The organism is Emticicia soli, from assembly GCF_037860775.1.
GTDB lineage: Bacteria > Bacteroidota > Bacteroidia > Cytophagales > Spirosomataceae > Emticicia > Emticicia soli.
Genome location: NZ_JBBEWC010000024.1, coordinates 17,392 through 37,119 on the forward strand (window position 1 = coordinate 17,392; position 19,728 = coordinate 37,119).

Consider the following 19,728-nt stretch of genomic DNA (forward strand, 5'->3'; position numbering starts at 1 on the left):
AAGAACAAATAAGTTAATAGGTTGAATAGAGTTTAAACCAAGCGGAGCTTCTCTGCTTGGTTTTTGTTTTTTGGTGGGGTGGGGGAGGGATTGTTTTTTTTCCACTAAAAGCACACTATCTTTCGTCGGGGCAGAGTCTCCTGTGTGCGTAAGCCAAAAGCCAAGCAAAGGGACTCTGCCCCGACAGAGATTGTTTTTTATCCACCCAAAGTCCGCTTGCTTTGGCTTTTGCACATCAGAGGCTTTTAAGTAGACAGAAACCTCATACAATTAATCAATTCAATCACAGGCATAAGCCCATTCTTTAATTACAGGATTCGCCTGGTAATTGACCTTCATTTCATCTCTTATCATGTTGCCGCTTGCATCATAAGTATAAGTGTTGGAGTATTGGAAAACATCTTTTCTATAATAAGATTTTTTCATAATCCGCTTATCCGAGAATTCATAATCTGTTTTATCGGTTAATTCATTTTTATAATTATAATTCTTAACCGAATAGTTCTCGCCAGTATATTCGGTAATTTTTTTGCTATTTAATTCCCCTTTGGCAGTAGTCGAAATCAGACTTGTTTCCTGGTCTTTGTTGTTATACTCATAATTAGCATAGCCTACTATTACGTTATCAACTTTAGTAGTAACTTTTACGGGCAAGTTTTTTGCATTATACTCCACAGTCTGGTCTACTGTTATATTATTAGGGGCTGGCAAATACTCAATCGTTCTGATTACCTTACCGCTGGCATTGTATTCAAATTTATTAATACGTCCCTTTGGTCCCTCTTCCAGAATCCTGAGCCCTTGTTCATTATACTCAACTCTGGTATATAAGCCCCCTTCACTATGCACATAATATTCCTTTTTCTTTAATTTACCATTGTTATGGTATTCATACAGCAGATAATCTTCGGTTGAGCTACCTGAGCCAGCATCAATCCATCTCTTTATCTCTTTAATCAACTGGTCTTTATCATTATACAAATACTCTTCCTCTGCCTCCTTGTTCATAGTTGATAATCTGCTTATGCTTTTCTTCACCCGAAGCCCTTTGGCATTGTATTCATACTTTTCTAGCATTTCCACACTCTTGAACTCAATCAGTTTTTTGGCGGTATTATAAGTGTACACATCATTGGCTATAACAGCACCATTATAATTAGTTTCTTTGTACAACAACTGTCGGCATCCGGTTTCGGCCACCGGTGCAAGCTCTTCTGATTTTGGTTTGCAGGCAAACACAAAGTTTAGTAATAATAAAACGCTAATGATTTTTTTCATCGATAAAGTACTTTTTTTAGTCAGATAATTCGATTAATCTTACTTGTATTGGTTTAATTATGAGAAATAATTTGCTCTGAAATAGATTTGCACAAACCTATTAATAAAGTAAGGCACGCACAATAGAAGAGTAAAAAATAATTATTAGGTTGAGTAGCATTTTCGTCAGGGCAGAGTCTCCTGTGTGCTTAAGCCAAAAGCCAAGCAAAGGGACTCTGCCCTTGCAAGTTTAGAAAAAGAGCAGAGTCCCCTTGCTTCAGAAAGGCTATCACGCACGGGAGACTCTGCCCCGACAGTAAAATTTAAACACAGCAATAGAAAATACTGGCATTTAAGGCAACTTGTTTTTTTATAATCTCTTCAATTTTTTATCCGATTTTCTGCCAAATAACCATGAAATAAAATTTTAAAAATATCCTGTAATTATACTTATAATGTAAGTATTAAATTGTATATTTGTATCAAATAACACAACAAGATGCCTGAACAAATTTTAAGCGAATTTGCAGGCGCTGAATCCACACTAACTTATAAAATCGACGGGAACGATTTCCTGTTCTATGGCGTGTACGTCAGTGCCTCCGGTGGTATGCAAGATGCACCATCGCTCAAAGAACCGCAAACGGTCAACTGGCCGGGTTCACACGGAACTGTTGTTGATTTAGCTGCTCCACGATACAATAATCGTGAAATAGAGCTCGACTGCTTCATCAAGGCTGCCGGAAAACTAGATTTCTTCAATAAAGTACGTGCGTTTCTGCAAGCATTTCAAAAGCCTGGTTTACGCAGGCTCGAACTCTGGATAGCCACCAAACCATTGGTTTATCTGGTTTACTTGTCTGAGGGCGTAAACATTGAAAAACAATGGCATGAAGACGAAATGTTTGGCACATTTACGCTCAAGCTCATTGATCCGCATCCCGTAAAAAGGCTGCTGAAAGTGGTGGGTTCGGCCGTAAGCATACAATTTACAAGTGCCAACCCGATTAGTATTTTCTGGGGCGATGGCAGCGTAAAACACGATTTGCTCGATGATGCAACGGCTACGTATAACTATGCTAGTGCAGGTACTTATTACCCTGTTGTTTGTGGTGTAATAGAAGAGGTTGAGGACTTTGTACACAACGCCGAAGTACTATGGAGCAAATACTGATACGCAAACCCAACGGCCACACCGAGCCTATTAATAGTAGCAGCAAAGTAAGCGTAATTACCCAAGCCGAACACCGCAAAACGCTGCTGGGCGAAGATACCATTTCGATGACAGTGGAGTCGGCCGAGCCGCGCGATTTCGGCATCGGCGATACTATCAGGATATTTGGTTTGCCTACGTATAGAATCAACCAATTGCCAAAAGTTACCAAACTTTCGGAACGAAAATATGAGTACGAACTGCTTTTTGAAGGGCTTCAGTACGATATGCTAAGAGTGGCTTTTCGGAACACTGATGTTGGCTCGTTCAACAACGCTGCTGATTTTAGCCTGATTGGAGATTTGGAGATGTTTCTGAATGTATTGATTAACAACCTGAATAGGGTATTTGGTGCCAATAAATGGGCTTTGGGGAGTTTCCCGACTAACACTGAGACTAAAAATTTACTTTTCAGCAGCGAGAATTGTCTGGCAGTATTGCAGAAACTTTGCGAAGAATATAAGTATGAATTTGTATGTGCCGAAACCGAAACACAAAAGGTATTGCATATCAGAAGTGTAGGTCAAGAACTGGATTTTAGTTTTAAATATGGGCAGGGCAAAGGGCTTTATCAGCTAACCCGTGAGAATGTTGACACAAAGAATATTGTAAATACCCTATGGGCTTATGGAAGCGACAAGAATCTGCCGGCCAATTATAAAAACTATACACCACGCCTGATAACCGGTGTTTTCGATGCGCCTGCATTGTCGCTAGACTCGCGCGATTTGTATGGCATTTATGAAGGCAGTGTGATTTTTGATGATATATATCCGCACAGAACAGGTACAGTAAGCTCGGTAAATACAGAGCAACCGTTGCAGTTTATTGATACCACAATGTTTGATTTGAACGCCAAAGATGGTGAAAATTCGATGTATCTTATACCGGGAAATGCACCAAAAGTTGTGTTTCAAACCGGAGGTCTGGCAGGCTATGAGTTTGAAGTAGAGCTTTATGACCACGAGACAAAGATGTTCACAATCAAGCAAAACAAAGACCAGAAGGGATTTGAGTTACCATCGAATAATGAGCCTGCATTTCAGATACAAGTTGGCGATACTTATGTGCTGGTAGATATAATAATGCCTCAAAGTTATATAAGCGCAGCAGAAGATAAATTGGCCGAAAAAATCAGCGAGTATCTTGAAACCAATTCAGTACCAACAGTAAAATATAGTCTGGATATTGATGAAATGTATTTGAAAAACCAAGCAGCAGATAAACTGAATGTTTTTGATGTAGGTGATACTGTGAATATTGAAGATACTGATTTATCAATTAATACCCGCATAAAAATCATAGATTTTTCAAGAGATATTCTGCGGCCCTTTAAATACTCGCTTACAATTAAAGATACGCCATTAAGTAATGCTTTCAGGAGGTATGCTGTACAAACATCTTACATCAGAGATTTCATGAAGCTTAATGGTCTCGACGACCCCATTAAAGCAAATACAAGCTGGCGAAGTGATACGCAAATTTTAGGAGAAGTTCCCAGTATTTTGAATGATAGAAAAGAAGTTGATTTAGGCAGAAAATCAGAGAAAGTAAATGTTGGTAATACCAGTGGTATCACAAAGCTTTTTGGAATACTAGGCATTGTAAACCCATTCGAAAAAGAGCTAAAACTTGATGTAGGCGGAATTACACAAGACAGACAAGTGGGTTTTCCTGACAGAGACATTGTGGTAAACGATTGGAATTACATTGTGGGTATGCCCGAGTCATTTCCATCTTTAAGCTCTGATTATGGACTTACTGGGGCACAGAATGAAATCAATAAAGTTTTTACTACTTCTGAACCATTCGTATCAGGCAGCACCATTGTGTATCTGAATGGCGTGAGGCAGTTTAGAGGCACAAACGAAGATTACACCGAAACCGCAGACAACGAAATAACTTTTGCACTGGCACCGTATGCCGATGACAGAATAATTGTAGACTACCAAAAATTATAACAAATGGCAACAAGTAAGATTAAAAAACGGCAGATAGAGAATCTGCAGATTGTAGATGCCGATGTGGCCGCAGGAGCGGCCATAGCAACCAGCAAGCTGGCTGATGGTGCTAGCTTTATGAAGAAAGACGGCTTAGGAGGCAACTACAATGCAAATAATCTACGCATTCTGGGCGTAGCTGACCCCGTAGCCGATACCGATGCAGTACCTTGGGGAGCCGTAAAAAACCTGATTGCGGGCTTATCGCCCAAAGAGGCCGTTCGGGCGGCAACAACTGCCAACATCACACTATCAGGCGCACAAACTATTGACGGCGTGGCTGTATTAGCAGGCGACAGAGTGCTTGTTAAAAATCAATCAAGTGCCACACAAAATGGCATTTATGTGTGCGCAACGGGCGCTTGGTCGAGGGCTTCAGATGCCGATGCCGCAGGAGAATTAAAGGCTGGCTCGTCGGTATTTGTGGCTGAAGGCACAGCAAACGGAGATTCAGGCTGGTTGATTTCCACAGATGGCACCATTACGATTGGTACAACACCCATCAGTTGGATTCAGTACACAGGCGCCGGCCAGATAGGGGCGGGGGCAGGTTTAACCAAAACCGGAAATACGATTGATGTTGTTTCGGCCAATTCGGGCCGTATTGTGGTAAATCCCGACAGCATTGATTTAGCAACCACCGGCGTATCGGCAGGTACATATCAAGGCATTGTGGTTGATGCGTATGGACGTGTAACGAGTGCTTCTAATCAATCGTACCTGGCAACTTCAAACTACGTAAGTCGTGAAACGCCGGCAGGCACCAAAAACGCTGTAAATAAGGCTTTTTCTTTGGCGTTTGTTCCGGTAACAGGTTCCGAAATGTTATTTCTGAACGGACAATTGCTAAGACCCGGAGCTGGAAACGATTACGCAATTAGTGGCCTAAATATCACGATGGATATAGCGCCAGAGGCAGATAGTGATTTAGTGTGTACTTATATTAAATAAAAATGGCAAAGACACAGATTTTAGGCAGACAATTAAAAGATGGCACAATTGGCAGAGCAGACTTGAACACAACGGTTTCTGGAGATGCAGTTGTTACCAAAATTATTGGTAGTAACGGGCTCGCCGTTGCCTCTTCGACTGGTGTTGACGACGGAACAGGTGATGTAACATTAGCGGTAGACTTAACATTTCTAAACTCTAAGTATCCCTCATTAGACCTAAGTCGCTCGCAAAACCACGTTTTTGCTGGGCCGGCCGTTGGCAATGGCAGCCCGTCATTCCGTGCATTGGTGGCTGGAGATATTCCAACTATTGCAATATCGGGTGTTTCAGGCTTGCAAACGGCTTTAGATACCAAGCTTTCAGGCTTTGGTGCAACCAATAGATTAGCTAAATATACAACAGCCGGTACCTTAGGCAATAGTCAGATTTATGATGATGGAGTAAATGTTGGAGTTGGGCATACCTCGCCTAGTTCGATGCTTGATGTGAATGGTACATTGACGCTTCGAAATACAACTATTGCACACACGATTATACCAGCTGTAAACGTAAACGGCATTGCTCGTTCGTTAATGTTTACCTATAACTCAAGTGCAACAACAGAAGGTTTTTCATTTAAGAATATTTATAATAATACAGATTTATTATTCATCAATGGCGGAGGTAATGTTGGAATTGGGACAACAACGCCGACACTTGGCAAATTACAAATCAACGGCATAACCGACAATTCGGGTGTGGGTATAGCCTTGGCAGAGGTAGGCGGGCAAGGGCTACTAAAGGTTACCAACACTGGGATAACAATGGAGCGTCCTGCTGGTAGTAATGCCAACCTTGCTCTAATCACTGCTGCTCAGAGTTATGGGGCAACGGGTGGAGGGATTGTATTCCAGACCAATGGTGTAAATGTGGGCAAGATAACGAAGGAAGGGAACTTTGGAGTTGGCAATACAGCACCAACCTATCGACTGGATGTATCGGGTAATGGACGATTTACAGGTGACGTAACTTTTGATGCGAATGCTGTTTTAGCTACATCACCTACTACCAACAACCATTTAACAAATAAGCTCTATGTTGACAGTAAGGTATGGACAATAGCAGCAGTGTCGGGTCTACAAACGGCTTTAGATACCAAGCTTTCAGGCTTTGGTGCAACCAATAGATTAGCTAAATATACAACAGCCGGTACCTTAGGCAATAGTCAGATTTATGATGATGGAGTAAATGTTGGAGTTGGGCATACCTCGCCTAGTTCGATGCTTGATGTGAATGGTACATTGACGCTTCGAAATACAACTATTGCACACACGATTATACCAGCTGTAAACGTAAACGGCATTGCTCGTTCGTTAATGTTTACCTATAACTCAAGTGCAACAACAGAAGGTTTTTCATTTAAGAATATTTATAATAATACAGATTTATTATTCATCAATGGCGGAGGTAATGTAGGAATTGGGACAACAACGCCGACACTTGGCAAATTACAAATCAACGGTATAACCGACAATTCGGGAGTAGGTATAGCCTTGGCAGAAGTAGGCGGGAATGGGTTACTAAAGATTACCAATACTGGGATAACAATGGAGCGTCCTGCTGGTAGTAATGCCAACCTTACACTAATCACAACTGCCCAGAGTTACGGGGCAACGGGTGGAGGGATTGTATTCCAGACCAATGGTGTAAATGTGGGCAAGATAACGAAGGAAGGGAACTTTGGAGTTGGCAATACAGCACCAACCTATCGATTGGATGTATCGGGCAATGGCCGATTTACGGGAAGTGTGTTGTTTGAAACTTTACCACTTTGTGCAGCAAATGCGACATCAGGAAACCACTTGGTAAACTTAAATACCTTAATGGCTTACACTTCAGGCATCAAGTATGATACTGTAAAAGTTCGTACTGTTGCTATGGGCAATATTACTTTGAGTGGTCATCAAACTATTAGCGGTTATACAACATCAGGTAGTGATAGAGTATTGGTAATGGGGCAAACAACTGCAAGCCAGAACGGGGTATATATTTCGGGTAGTGGCACATGGGTAAGAGATACAAATTTTGATACAGATACAGAAATACGAGGGGCTATACACACAATAGACAGTGGAATATATGCCGGGTATAAGTTTATTAATGCTAATACAACAGCAATTACAGTAGGGACTTCTACGATTGTTTATACAGAATTTTCGAGTCTGGTTGAAACTGATCCTGTTTTTACGGCATCAGCGGCGTACAATGTTACCAGTACAAAAATTAGCAATTGGGATACTTCTTTTAGTTGGGGTAATCATGCGTCTATGGGTTATGGTTTAGCTTCTAGTATATCGGGCACAACTAATAGGCTGGCAAAGTTTACGAGTGCTGGGGCGGTTGGCAATAGCCAGATTTTTGATGACGGCACAAACGTGGCTATCGGGCACACATTGCCAACATCAAAGTTGGATATTGATGGTACATTGACACTGAGAGGTGCAGGTGCTGCATCAGCTTCATTGACAGGGTCAGTGAGTGTAAATGGATCTGCTCGTAGTTTAAGGATTTCTTATAATTCTGTGTTAACAACTGAAGGTATTCAGTTTTACAATTCTGCAACTGCTACAAGCCTGATGTTTTTGCGGGCGGATGGCAATGTGGGTATCGGAAATACAGCACCTGCTTACAAATTTGATGTAACAGGTACAGGCCGCTTTACAGCTGATGTGCTGTTTGGTGCTGATATTAATATTACAGGCAAAGTAAAGCTAAATGGCAGCACAGGGGTAGACCACCAGTTCATTAAGTTTAATGGCACAAACACTGAATGGGCCTACATGAACACTGGTGAGTTGCAGGATAAGAATGATATTGTGATGCTGACGACTGACACAGGCGAGAGAGGGTTTAAGATGTATTCGGATAATACAAATGCTTATGCAAATACTTTTATATTCTCAAACCACGACACTGGCCTTGCCTTGGGGCTTCATGCTTATGCGGTTGATAGCTCAGATAATACCAAAGAGTTTGGCTTGCAAATAGATGCCGATGGGTTTGTTTACCATAAAAAAATAGATGGTAGCCGTTCACGCCTGGCAACTGTAGATATGCTCTCAGGGAGTGGCTCAGGTGGTGGTAGCTACTCAGGAAGTAGCCCAATTAGTGTAACAAACAATATTATTTCTATTGCGACTGCTAATAGTGTGCAAAGTGGGGCTTTAAGCGCGGGTGATTGGAATACTTTCAATAATAAATTGAGTGATGGTGCTATTGTAAAGGCCGGTTTGAATTTTCAAGGATACGGCTTTCCGGAAAACCCAACAGAATCAAAGTTGACTTTTTCTAGGCAAGAATATCCATCAACATTTGCCGAAATGTTTATCGGACATACGCCATTTCTTGAAAATTATGGAGGGACAGTCGGATATGGAATGAATATCGTTGCAAAAAACGATACAAAATTACGTATTGGCTCAATATCAGGACCATTAGAACTTTTTGGCAATGGGATATATCTAAATACTACTAGGATTAACCTACCGCCTGCCTCAAGCTTGTCGCTAAATCAAAGACTTGTATTTAAAGTTACATCTTTAAGTGGTGGAATATATACACTAGGATTAGAAACAGCATAAATTTTTAACAACCAAAAAAAAACAATTATGAAACTTCAAAATTTAGACTCAGCAGTAATCAATTTCTTAAACGCAAAGCCTTTTTTGGCAGAAGATGGCAATGAACTGACATTCAGAAGAGCGATTGTATTAGCGGCTATCACGCCAACAGAAGAGCGTGAAAGCGATGAAAAGAAGTTTAAAAAATATATGCTCGCTACTGCACTACAACGTGATACAGAGCCGGAGGTAAGTACGATTGAAGTGTCGGATATTCGTGCAGGGTCGGCTATGAACTGGCCTGTTGCCATACACGGTGCAATTGTTGAGTATTTAGAAAACCAAGCAAGAAAATAATTATGGCAACATCAAAGCCTGAGTTTCAGGGGAAGGTACTGAAGCATGCATCAAGTAATAATTACTGTGGGCTTTACAAGCGTAGGCTGATTAATACCTCGGGGGTAGTGGCAACTCAATATTATTGGTTGCCAACAAATCAAAATGGTGATATTGTAGACCAAAGAGGTAATATAATGAATGGCACGTTTGCCAGTGCAGAAACGGCCAACGATTCGGGCAATTGGCCGTCTGGCTATGACACTTTTGTGGATTGGCAAAACGAACGTTTTTTAAGCTTAATGGTCTCTTATCCGTTCTCAGATATAAATGCGGCTAAGGAGGCAATTACGGAATGGTGTAATGAAAAAAGCGGTATTAATAATATTGTAGTACCAATTTTCTGGAATGATATATTCGATGTGTATGATGCTGAAATTTCAAAAGGTGATGTACCTGCCAGAAGACAAGTAGACAACTTTAACTCATCATGGGCAAAGCAAGATGAATATTTGAACTTTGTGAAAGCAAAAGGTAAAAGGGTGAGCTTATTGGTTTGTTTGTTCCTTGGCCGTAATACCGAAAGTATTGCTTACCCGGAAGTACAATACGCCACAAATAAGTATTTCTGGGGTATAAATAACAACGAAAAAGACGAATATGGAAACGGCATAGGAATTACTTATTATGGTGATGGACACCCTTCATTAGCCGATAAATCGTCGGGTTCTGGGCGTAGTATGATGAAAGACTTCTTTCAGAAAGTGGTAACAAGATACGCCCATCCAGATAAACTTGGGGCGCAATTAAACTGGATTTCTCCGGTTATTACTGCCCAAATGGAATTTGGTTATAATTATGAAAATACGGTTGGAGCTCTAACAGCTCCGGCCTTATCAGGGTATCATACTAAAACCATAGAGGGATTCAGAACATGGTTAGCTTCGGAAGTAAACCCTAACAGGTACGAGAATATTATGGCGTTAAGAACCAAGTGGGGCATGTACTTTGAAGACTTTAGTGATGTTACACCACCTACTACAGGAATACCATTCGGAATTGCCCAAACTCAGCATTTTGCTGCTTTATTTAAAACCAATAGAGGCAAAGACTGGTGGATGTATTTATCGTACCTGCTGGTCGATTTTGCCAATGAGTTAAAAGTAATTGTTAACAATTATGCACCGCAGGCAAAGTTTGTGCTAAGCTTTGGCGGAAATACGCCTAGCGACGAATTGGTTATTATGCGAGGAACTTATGACGTCATAAAGTGGGGTGATGTAAGCCACGGCATTAAAACAGCGTTTGGTATAGATACCAGACAGGGCAAAGATACAGTTGCTATGTCGCTTGATTATATACAAAACTACCCAAATAAAAAGCAAACCGAGTTACATTATATCGACTATGGCAATAAAGATGGTAATGGAAAAGTAATAGACCCACCATCAGTGGTAGAACCACGAATGATTGATTCAGGCAAGGCAGCCATAATGAATGGCGTTAAAGACCTTATGTTTATTGCGATGAAAAGCCATAATGAGTATTATAATATGCTTAAAAGGGTATATGATGCCTTAATGCCATATTGGGTGAATCCTCCGGCAAGAGACACAGGCAACCGTAGCGCACAAGTAACGCTAAATGATTTGCTGGATTCTGGTGGAAGAAAGGGCGTAGAGGCATGGGAAAGTGCAGGCGGCAGCAATAGCCTCAGAGTAAACTTTAAATTCTTGAACTCTGGCGGCGGTGGAGATGGAGGCGACGGTGGAGGCGGCGATGATTTGCCTTATTCAATGTCGCTGTTTCCTGATATTCAGACATATTATTTTAGGGATAATCTTTCGAGGAATAGCTATTACTACACCACTAACCCTGCAATACAGCCAGAGTATGATGCAACCCGTGTGCCATTTCTGGTGTCGAGTCATGGAATTACGGTACCTCTTGGAGTTACAAAAACAAAAAGCCATATTACTATTACCGATCAAGATGGTATTGTATGGGTAAAAATGATACAGACAAAAGGGGTGAATCAGTATGAGAACCAAGTAAACTACTCGAACAATCATAAAGAATTAAGGAATCCGCCGAACGTTGGTGAAGATTGCCGTTTCTGGTTGCCGATTCCACCAGATGGAGGTTGGTATGATGTAAAAATAGATGTTTTCGATGCGGCGTGTCGTTTTGAGGTTTTCCACGCAGATAATACTGCGCCTGGTGGCATCAGTTATGATTCTGTGAAAGACAGGGCTTATACAGCGGCCGAAACATCGGAAACGATACGTTTACCGAAATCTATTTTAACACAGCAAAACGTAAACCACCGGGTGATTAAAATTAACAATAACCGTTGGGTGTAGTGTTCAACTTAAATTTTAACACAACGAAAAAATGATTCTTTTAGGGCTGTTTGCCTTTCCCTCGTTGCCAGGCTTTAACCAGTCGCTTAAAAATGATAGGTCAGCTATTTATCTGGCTGATGAAAGCCTGACGCAAAGAAGTATTGACTTTTCTGAGAGATGATTTCAAAATCAACAAAAAAGAAAGATGATTTTTTTGACTGCCGGGCATCATAGAAAAGACCCCGGCGCTACCTACAATGGTCGCAAGGAGGCGGCCGAAACTATTTGCCTTCGTAATGCCCTGACAAAGCTGTTGACTGAAAAAGGTGTGATTGTCTGGAATGATGCTGATGACTGGAATTTAAGCCGAACTATTGCCGAAATTTCAAAATTATCAAAACCTGTCGATATTATCACCGATTTGCATTTCAATGCCGGAGCTCCCTCAGCAACGGGTTGTGAAGTGTTTGTTGCCGACGATGCCGATGCCCACGAGCTAGTACTTGCCAAATCTTTGGCAAGTACCATAGCATCGGTCTTGCTGATAAGAAATAGGGGCGTGAAGAAAGAAAGCAACAGCCAGCATAAACGCTTAGGGATTATGCGCCCAATCGGGCGAAATGTATTGATTGAGGTCTGTTTTATATCAAATAATTATGATATGCAGCAGTACGATGCCTTCTTCGGCCTTCTGGTCGAAGAAATGGCTCGTGTTTTAATGAGTAAGGTGTAATCTGTACGTAAAATTTCCACACAACATGAAAGAAGTAATGTTCAATTTTAAACAGCAAATCATGAATCATCCATATATGATTTCATTTTTTGCGCTTTTAGCCACGCTCATAAAGTTTATTGTCGAGTCGTGGCAGGTCGACGGTATATTGTTTATACTCTTGTTTTTGTTGATTGGCATTGATACCTATACGGGTGTCCGTTTGGCTAGACAAACAAACCAATACGCCTATAAAGTGCTGAGAGAAAAAGCAATTAAAAAGGTATCAGGCTATGTTATTTTTCTGATAGCACTCTGGACATTCACGATGATGCTCTTCGTCATGAACATCAAAGACGGCATGCCGTTTATCAACAGTTATTACCTGAATATACCCATGATGACCACGATGCTTTTCTTTGCCGGAATCGAATTTTTATCAATCAAAGAAAACATCTCACAGATATTTGGTATTCGTACGCCCACTACCGTTATCAATAAGATAGACACTTTTGTGAATACTGGTGGGGCAGATGTAGAAAATCTGTTTGAAAGCAATACCGAAACCGCTGTTAAAAATCAATGAACAAATTCAAACTTATATCTATTATTTTGGCTATTGCGGCAAGCGTAGCCGGCACAATCTGGGTGCAGAGTACTTTCAGGAAACTCAAAGAAAACAAGGCTTTGTTGCAGGAAAATAAGCTGCTGAAAGCCGAAAAAAAGACTTTGACCGACTCGCTGAAACTGCACAAAGAATGGTTGGCCAAAAGCCTGATTGACACCCGCAATGCCACCGAATTGCACGCAATTAGCAAGGGCATGACGGCCTCTTTTCAGTCGGTTGTGAGTATTATGCGAGACAGCGTAATTAAAATCAATAAAGACAGAGCCCGGCTCGATGCCAAAGTGCTGGAATTGCAAAAGGAGCTGCAACAAGCCAGAAAAAAACGAAAGTTTTTGTAGCAAATTATTGGCAATCAAGCCAGTTTTTCACGAAAGAACTAATCTTACGCAGGTTAGTTCTTTTTTTATTTCAGTTTCAGCAACACGCTTTCCGGGCCGCTGTGTTTCTGGTCGAATGTGCCGTTGAAGACACGCAGCTTTAAATCGCTTTCGGGCGTAACGTTGATAATAACCTCTTTTCCATCATCAAACGTAATAACCACCATTTCTTTCCCATTCGGGTCTTTTTTAATTACAATTGCAGGATTCATTTTTTTGAGTTTTTAGCTATTGATATAACCATGCAGCAAATACTTTTGTTTAAGGTGGAGATATACATTTTTGTATATATACGAGAGTGTATATTATAGAATTGCATTCATAAAAAAAACTCCTATGGATTTGAATAGCCATAGGAGTTTTTACTTAAGCCTCTTTAACCTAATAACAATTACTAGTCAGCCCATTGGCATCAAAATTCGTAGTGTAAGTGCCTTTTTTGGCGTCGTACGATACCACCAGAACCAAGCCCACTTTTCCGGCTCTTTTAGGCGAGCAGTACTCAAACAGATAATAGCTGTTGGCTTCGCCTTTTACAACTCTGGCTAATTCGATAAATTTGGCCTCCAACTCGTTTTTGTTCTGTGGGAAAACCGCTCCGTTTTTACCAATAGCAGTCAAAACAGTCTTGTCGATTTCAGTTCCAAGACCAATCGTAAATACCGATATTTTCGAGTTCGCATTGCTTACTTTATTCAATGCTACTTGTTTAGAATAACGCGCCGCCTGGTCGGTTCCATCCGTGAAAACGATTATCGAATAAGCAGATATATAGCTTTCTTTCTGTAAATCTCTAAGTTTTTGTTCGGCTTTATCAACCGACTTGATAACCGCTCCATACAAATCCGTCGATGGGTCTTTCGATATACTGGCGTTCAGGTTTGCCACAGCGTTGAGCAACTGATTTTTGTTTGACGTAAAATCAACCAATGTATTAAGTTTATCTTCGCCATCAAACCACGAAATACCTACCTGATAAGAATCATCGCCTGAGCTCGTAATAATATTATTGATAAAACTCGTTGTTGAACTCTTTAGCTGCGATAACGCACTAGAAGTAACACTGGCGCTTAAATCGAGCACTACAAGGGTGTTATGTCTGAATTTCTGTGCACTCGGCGAAAACTGTTTGTTTGCCTCGCTTTCCGAAATGGCATTGGCACACTCGTCGTTACTACCTTTTTCGTAGACCTTAAAATTCCCCGTTGTAAGTCCAGAAACCGGAAGCGCTCTGCTTGAGTTTTCGTTTACTTTCAATATCATACTCAACTTACTGCTACCCGCCACAATCTTGGGCTCTGAAACAGCCGTGATAATTAAATCATTATAAAAAATATTCGGACAATTTCGGTCGATAGGCGCACTGCAAGAGTTAAAAAGTAGCACACACAAGGTTAGTAAACCGCCAAGGAAAATCTTCTTTGTCATGGTGAAAAAACAGGTTTTATTTAGTATAAGCACGTAAAAGTTTTGCAAATTTAGAAATAGTGTTGGTTGCTTCCTGTGTTTCTAACGAAAAATTGTGCCAAATCTGATAAAGGCAGACGAATATTAACTCTGGCCGATGTGTATTTAATACCAAGCATAGCCAGATTTTACCTTAAACCAGCTGGCATTTTAAGCCTTGAAAGACACTCTTAATATTTTTTTAATTGGTAGTTTCGGCTCGATTGAATAAGTTTGATAAAGTTTAGTGGCAAAAACACCTTAAAAAGAGGTTTTGTGCAAGTGCAAATTTTATTGAAAGCAGAAGTAAATATAGGAGGGAAGCACCCGCCTGAAATATACAAAAGAACTTAATAAACGTACGCTTATTAAGGCTGTTCGTTCCATAGGGCAGTTAAATTGTTAATTGTTTGATTAAGGAAATACCTCTGCCGCTGGCGGAGGTATTTTTATTTTTAAAATCCTCAAACCTTACTTACTGGCCGCCATTTTTTCAATATGTTGTTGTTGGGCTGTCAGCAATGCTTCAATTTTGTCGAGCCTGCTTTCTAAAGTCTGATTTTTGCCTTTCAGCGCATTGTTTTCGTTGCGGAGTTCTTTTACGGCTTCAATCAAATGCGGCACAAGCCCTGTGTAATTAACTGCCAGAAAGCCTGCCTCATCGGTTTGTACCAGTTCCGGGAAAATCTTTTGAACCTCTTGCGCTATCAGGCCCGTTTGTAAGTCTTTACTACGGCTGTCTTCAATCCATTTGTAATGATAGCCATTGAGCTGATAAAGACCTGACAGTGAATTATTCAAGCTCGAAAAGTCTTTTTTAAGTCTTTTGTCCGAACTTTGCGTAAGCGTACCTGTTAGCGTTGCATTGCCTGCGCTAGTTACCCAGAAACGCCACGCATTGCCTATATAAATGCCAGCCTCGGTATTGGTTTTCATGCCATAGAAAGCCCCGTCAGCATCGCTCAGGCTATTAGTCGAGTTGCTCATCCAGATACCAGCCGTATTTGTTGTATGTCTGATTCTCACCCTGCCGTTTACGTCTAACATGTTATTTGGTGCTAAAACACCTATGCCTACATTGCCACCGTTTGTAATAAGCGCATTGCCTGTAATTGTAGTAAAATACCCGCCAGTACCAGTATCAGAGTTACCATAAACCCCACTTCCATAGCCATAATGATCGCCGTGTACACCATAGCCTATCGTACTATTGGAGTAACTAATGCCTTTAATACCACTTACACCAACACTAGGGTCAGCATTATAGGCAATACCCATTATGGCTCCAACAGCGTTGCTTTTCATATTACTAAGCCCATATATAGTAGAGGAGGTTGAGGCTGCATTATCATTTTCAAGACCCAACATATAAGACATAGAGCTTCCGCTATAAAAATAAGGTACTAAATCGCTCCATTCGGCATCGCCTGCGTTACTTACCGATTTCATCAATTTTCCGGTGGTAACTGTCCCAACATTATTGCCGCCGAACCGTAAACCACCGATTGTAATCAAGGCTTTACCTGTACCCTTGTGTTCGAAACGTCCGGCAATCGAGTTATTAAAATAGCCTACTCCCTGAACACCAATGCCTGATTCAGAGAAGCCATGCACGCCAATACCGGTGTTGTTTTCTGAATAGCCATATACACCTGCACCCTGGCCGTAGGTTCTGCCCTGAACACCCGAGCCATTTGTTCGGGTAAAGCCATAAATAGCATCACCAATACCGCCTGTTCTTTCATTAGCACCATAAATTGCTTGATAAGGGGCAGTATCTGAAGCACCAATAACAGCCTCAATTTTTGCTTGACTATAAGCGTGCAGATTAATAAATAATAGCGAGAGAAATAGAAGTTTTTTCATGATATAAAGTCTTAATAATAGGATTTGGAAATTATATTAAACTTTATAAAGGTAAGTGTTTAAAAATCGGAATTGTATTAGTAGAACCTATTATTTATTGGGCGGAGTATTAAATAAAGGAGTTTTAAGCAGCAAAGGCCGTCTCAAAAGTTTTTTGTGCCAAATAATATTTGGGGAAGACCCCACCCTAACCCTCCCCAACAATGGGGAGGGGACAAAAAAGCCCCTCTCCCCATTGTTGGGGAGAGGGGTTGGGGTGTGGGGTTGAAGCCTTGCCAAATAATATTTTGTGCAGTTTTCTTTTGAGACTGCCTCTTTTTTAACTATTTCTTATAAGCGTTTGTATGCCAACCAGTGCATTTGGTGGGTATTTACTTCGGCATAAACCTCACAGGGTCGTTTGCTATTGCATCAGCCACAATCTCTACGTTTTCGGCGGCTGTGAGAAGCCATTTACCACCTTTTTTTACGAATACTGTCAGCATCAGATTATCGGCCTCTGGTTTAGAATCACCCGCGGGCGTGTTAAAGGCTCCTACATGCGTGTTTACATGGGCAATTATCACATCAGGCGATAGCTTACGGGTTGCAACCCAGTTTTTGCTGAGCTTCACGGTTTTAAACATCTTCTCATGAAAAGCCTGATGCGCAAACTGTACCTCTTTACGGTTTTTCCACCACATACCTACAATATTCACCCAACTGGCATCTTCGGTTGTGTAATTGGCTATATCGCTATAGTCATGATTATTCCAACTGGCAATCATGGCATCAATTTGTTTTTCAACAGCCATTTCATCTGCCGATTTGCTTTGCGAAAATGCACCAAATGAAAGTACTAAACCTACGAAAAAGAGCAGAATTTTCATTGAATTATTTGTTTGGTTTCTGTCACAAAACTATGCTGCTGAATCTCAAACAAATAGTACAAAGCCGACATCTTTCAATAATGTAAGCGGTTATGCAGTAAAAAAGGGGTAGACAGAAACTCTTCTTCAATCACTCTGGGAGAAACGCCACAGAAGGCCTTAAAATCACGGATGAGGTGCATCTGGTCGAAATACCCGCATTCATGGGCAATGGTTGTCCATTTGGTGGCAGGAATGTGCTCTTTCATTACCCATGCCTTGGCAAAACGTGTAATGCGTGCAAAAAACTTGGGCTGAATACCCACCCGTTGCTGAAACTGTCGCTCTAGCTGACGAGTGCTCACACAAGCCAATGACGCTACTTCGTTGATGTTCATGAGTCCGCCTTGCTGAATAAGCATAGGTAGCACACGGTCTATAGGGAGTTGTGCACGCAATTGTCTCACCTTGCGCAGCAGAAAAGCCTCTACAATGGCAATAATAGCATTGGGGTGCTCTGTCTCGGCCAGTTGGTCGGCTATGTGGCTTACCTCTTTGTCTAAAATATAGCTACTATCGAGCGATTCGTTCATTGGAAACTCACTCATCGGAATCCCCAGCAAACGATACAACCCGCCCGGCTGAAAACCTACTTTAACCGTATAATTAGCATGATTCATGTGTAGCCTGATGCGGTTTACTTGAGGCCCAACCACTATACTCCGTTGTAATTTTACTTGCTTGTTTTGCGGCAGATACTCGGCCACAGGCGCACCAAGCGGATAAAAATAGAGGCATTGCTCAGGTAGGGGAGGAAACGACAACGCAGGTGCCGACTGGCTTTTATCTAGCCTTAGCCTGAAAATCATGATATTGTTTACAAAATCACGAAGAGAGGGGTGTGGACGATGAAAAACGTGAATCATGGCTTGTGTAACGTTTTAGCATAGCCAAATTACAAAAATCTTTGCAAAAGTAAGCGCCAACAGGCATATTTCTATGAGCATAATCATTGATTTTGCTACTGCAAGCCTTTACCTTGTGGCCTTAAACACGCAATAAGCCCGGCTCAATGAAAAAATACCTGCTCAACTGTTTTTTGCTAACCTTACCCGTGATGCTATGGAATATCTTGCTGACCGATAAACTACCGGCAGTGTATCAGCCTGACGTATTCTGGCACAACATACCCGACTGGATAGTGTACGGAGAAAATATTTCAAGAGGATTGGTTTTTCTGATAGCCTTTCTGATGCCATTGCCCACCCGCAAACTCCACCAGAAAACAGGCTTCTGGCTTTATCTGACAGGCTTAGCTCTCTACTTCGCCTCATGGATACTCCTGATTGAGCACCCCGACACCCAATGGAGCAAAAGCCTATGGGGTTTTGCCGCACCCGCCTACACGCCCATACTATGGCTCATGGGCATAGCTTTACTAGGCGAACGTTGGACAAGGTATTACATCATCATTTCAGTGCTGTTTGTTGTGTTTCATTGCTGGCATTGTTGGGTGGTTTGGGGGAGGGGATGATTGTTAATATAGTAAAAGGTGCCGAAAAATAAGTTTTCTTGTTTTAGCAGAAATCTATTTTTAATATTGTCTTTTATTGAAAATAAAACCGAGCAATGAAACTATTAACCTTACCACTAATTATTTTTTTTACTTTATTGTCTTTTGTTTGTTTTGGACAAACTGTAAACAATATTCCACTGAAAGACATAAATGTGGAATATATACAAATAGTAGGAACCACCAAAGCATTTTCATCTAAAGTAATGATAGATATTGATTTTGGACAGAGAAATAAGCTATTCAATTTTAATGATACATCATTAAAGGATGAAAGTGGAAAACTAATTGAATTAAATTCAATGATAGACGCATTAAACTTTATGAGCAAAAATGGCTATGAGTTTGTACAAGCTTATGCTTTTAACGTTGGAGGCCAAAATGTGTATCATTACTTAATGAAGAGGAAGCATTTTAATGAAAAGATTGGAGACGTAAAAAATTAAGGAGGTTATTTAAAAGAGCATTGTAAAGAAATCTATATTTTACGCCTATCATATAAAGTCAAAGAGGGAGTGTAAACTGAACTGTGTCAAGTATTTTTACTACTCACTTGGAGTTGTCTTCAAGTGAG

General features: G+C 40.9%; 17 protein-coding genes. 11 read left to right on the forward strand and 6 right to left on the reverse strand.

Annotated features, from left to right (window positions below; genetic code table 11):
• Window positions 1-279: 279 nt before the first annotated feature.
• On the reverse strand, window positions 280-1,278 hold the full coding sequence (locus tag WAE64_RS24205) for a hypothetical protein (RefSeq protein ID WP_340240690.1): 999 nt from the start codon (window positions 1,276-1,278) through the stop codon (window positions 280-282).
• Window positions 1,279-1,756: 478 nt separating this feature from the next.
• Between WAE64_RS24205 and WAE64_RS24210 the strand changes: the two genes are divergently transcribed.
• From WAE64_RS24210 to WAE64_RS24250, 9 genes are all read left to right on the forward strand, one after another.
• A complete protein-coding gene (locus tag WAE64_RS24210; RefSeq protein ID WP_340240692.1) occupies window positions 1,757-2,431 on the forward strand; it encodes a phage tail domain-containing protein in 675 nt (224 codons plus the stop codon).
• Entirely contained in the window at window positions 2,416-4,431 is a 2,016-nt protein-coding gene (locus WAE64_RS24215) for a phage tail protein (RefSeq protein ID WP_340240693.1), read from the forward strand. The genes WAE64_RS24210 and WAE64_RS24215 overlap by 16 nt, the downstream gene beginning before the upstream one ends.
• A gap of 3 nt (window positions 4,432-4,434) precedes the next feature.
• The gene (locus tag WAE64_RS24220) at window positions 4,435-5,421 is read left to right on the forward strand and encodes a hypothetical protein (protein WP_340240695.1); all 987 of its coding nucleotides are present in this window, start codon (window positions 4,435-4,437) and stop codon (window positions 5,419-5,421) included.
• 2 nt (window positions 5,422-5,423) lie between these two features.
• Window positions 5,424-9,044, forward strand: a complete 3,621-nt coding sequence (locus tag WAE64_RS24225; protein WP_340240696.1) for a beta strand repeat-containing protein — start codon at window positions 5,424-5,426, stop codon at window positions 9,042-9,044.
• Window positions 9,045-9,071: 27 nt separating this feature from the next.
• On the forward strand, window positions 9,072-9,380 hold the full coding sequence (locus WAE64_RS24230) for a hypothetical protein (protein ID WP_340240698.1): 309 nt from the start codon (window positions 9,072-9,074) through the stop codon (window positions 9,378-9,380).
• A gap of 2 nt (window positions 9,381-9,382) precedes the next feature.
• Window positions 9,383-11,722 carry a hypothetical protein gene (locus WAE64_RS24235; protein WP_340240700.1) on the forward strand — a complete coding sequence of 780 codons (2,340 nt, stop codon included), beginning with the start codon at window positions 9,383-9,385 and terminating at the stop codon, window positions 11,720-11,722.
• A 187-nt stretch (window positions 11,723-11,909) separates the two neighbouring features.
• Window positions 11,910-12,437 carry an N-acetylmuramoyl-L-alanine amidase gene (locus tag WAE64_RS24240; RefSeq protein ID WP_340240702.1) on the forward strand — a complete coding sequence of 176 codons (528 nt, stop codon included), beginning with the start codon at window positions 11,910-11,912 and terminating at the stop codon, window positions 12,435-12,437.
• A gap of 61 nt (window positions 12,438-12,498) precedes the next feature.
• Window positions 12,499-13,002, forward strand: coding sequence for a phage holin family protein (locus WAE64_RS24245; RefSeq protein WP_340240704.1), 504 nt, complete (start codon window positions 12,499-12,501; stop codon window positions 13,000-13,002).
• Complete coding sequence (locus tag WAE64_RS24250) at window positions 12,999-13,382, forward strand: hypothetical protein (RefSeq protein WP_340240706.1); 384 nt, start codon at window positions 12,999-13,001, stop codon at window positions 13,380-13,382. Before WAE64_RS24245 ends, WAE64_RS24250 begins: the two co-directional genes overlap by 4 nt.
• A gap of 65 nt (window positions 13,383-13,447) precedes the next feature.
• On the opposite strand, the gene WAE64_RS24255 is transcribed toward WAE64_RS24250, so the two are convergent.
• The 5 genes from WAE64_RS24255 to WAE64_RS24275 form a co-directional block, all read right to left on the reverse strand.
• On the reverse strand, window positions 13,448-13,633 hold the full coding sequence (locus WAE64_RS24255) for a hypothetical protein (RefSeq protein WP_340240708.1): 186 nt from the start codon (window positions 13,631-13,633) through the stop codon (window positions 13,448-13,450).
• Between the two features lie 169 nt (window positions 13,634-13,802).
• Entirely contained in the window at window positions 13,803-14,849 is a 1,047-nt protein-coding gene (locus WAE64_RS24260; protein WP_340240710.1) for a vWA domain-containing protein, read from the reverse strand.
• Window positions 14,850-15,338: 489 nt separating this feature from the next.
• Window positions 15,339-16,733 carry a tail fiber domain-containing protein gene (locus tag WAE64_RS24265; RefSeq protein WP_340240712.1) on the reverse strand — a complete coding sequence of 465 codons (1,395 nt, stop codon included), beginning with the start codon at window positions 16,731-16,733 and terminating at the stop codon, window positions 15,339-15,341.
• A gap of 371 nt (window positions 16,734-17,104) precedes the next feature.
• Entirely contained in the window at window positions 17,105-17,602 is a 498-nt protein-coding gene (locus WAE64_RS24270) for an SgcJ/EcaC family oxidoreductase (RefSeq protein WP_340240713.1), read from the reverse strand.
• 74 nt (window positions 17,603-17,676) lie between these two features.
• On the reverse strand, window positions 17,677-18,507 hold the full coding sequence (locus WAE64_RS24275; RefSeq protein WP_340240715.1) for a helix-turn-helix domain-containing protein: 831 nt from the start codon (window positions 18,505-18,507) through the stop codon (window positions 17,677-17,679).
• Between the two features lie 146 nt (window positions 18,508-18,653).
• Between WAE64_RS24275 and WAE64_RS24280 the strand changes: the two genes are divergently transcribed.
• Together WAE64_RS24280 and WAE64_RS24285 are read left to right on the forward strand one after the other, a co-directional pair.
• On the forward strand, window positions 18,654-19,115 hold the full coding sequence (locus tag WAE64_RS24280; protein ID WP_340240716.1) for a hypothetical protein: 462 nt from the start codon (window positions 18,654-18,656) through the stop codon (window positions 19,113-19,115).
• Window positions 19,116-19,210: 95 nt separating this feature from the next.
• Window positions 19,211-19,600: a hypothetical protein gene (locus tag WAE64_RS24285; RefSeq protein ID WP_340240717.1), complete on the forward strand. Its 390-nt coding sequence runs from the start codon at window positions 19,211-19,213 to the stop codon at window positions 19,598-19,600.
• Window positions 19,601-19,728 lie beyond the last annotated feature (128 nt).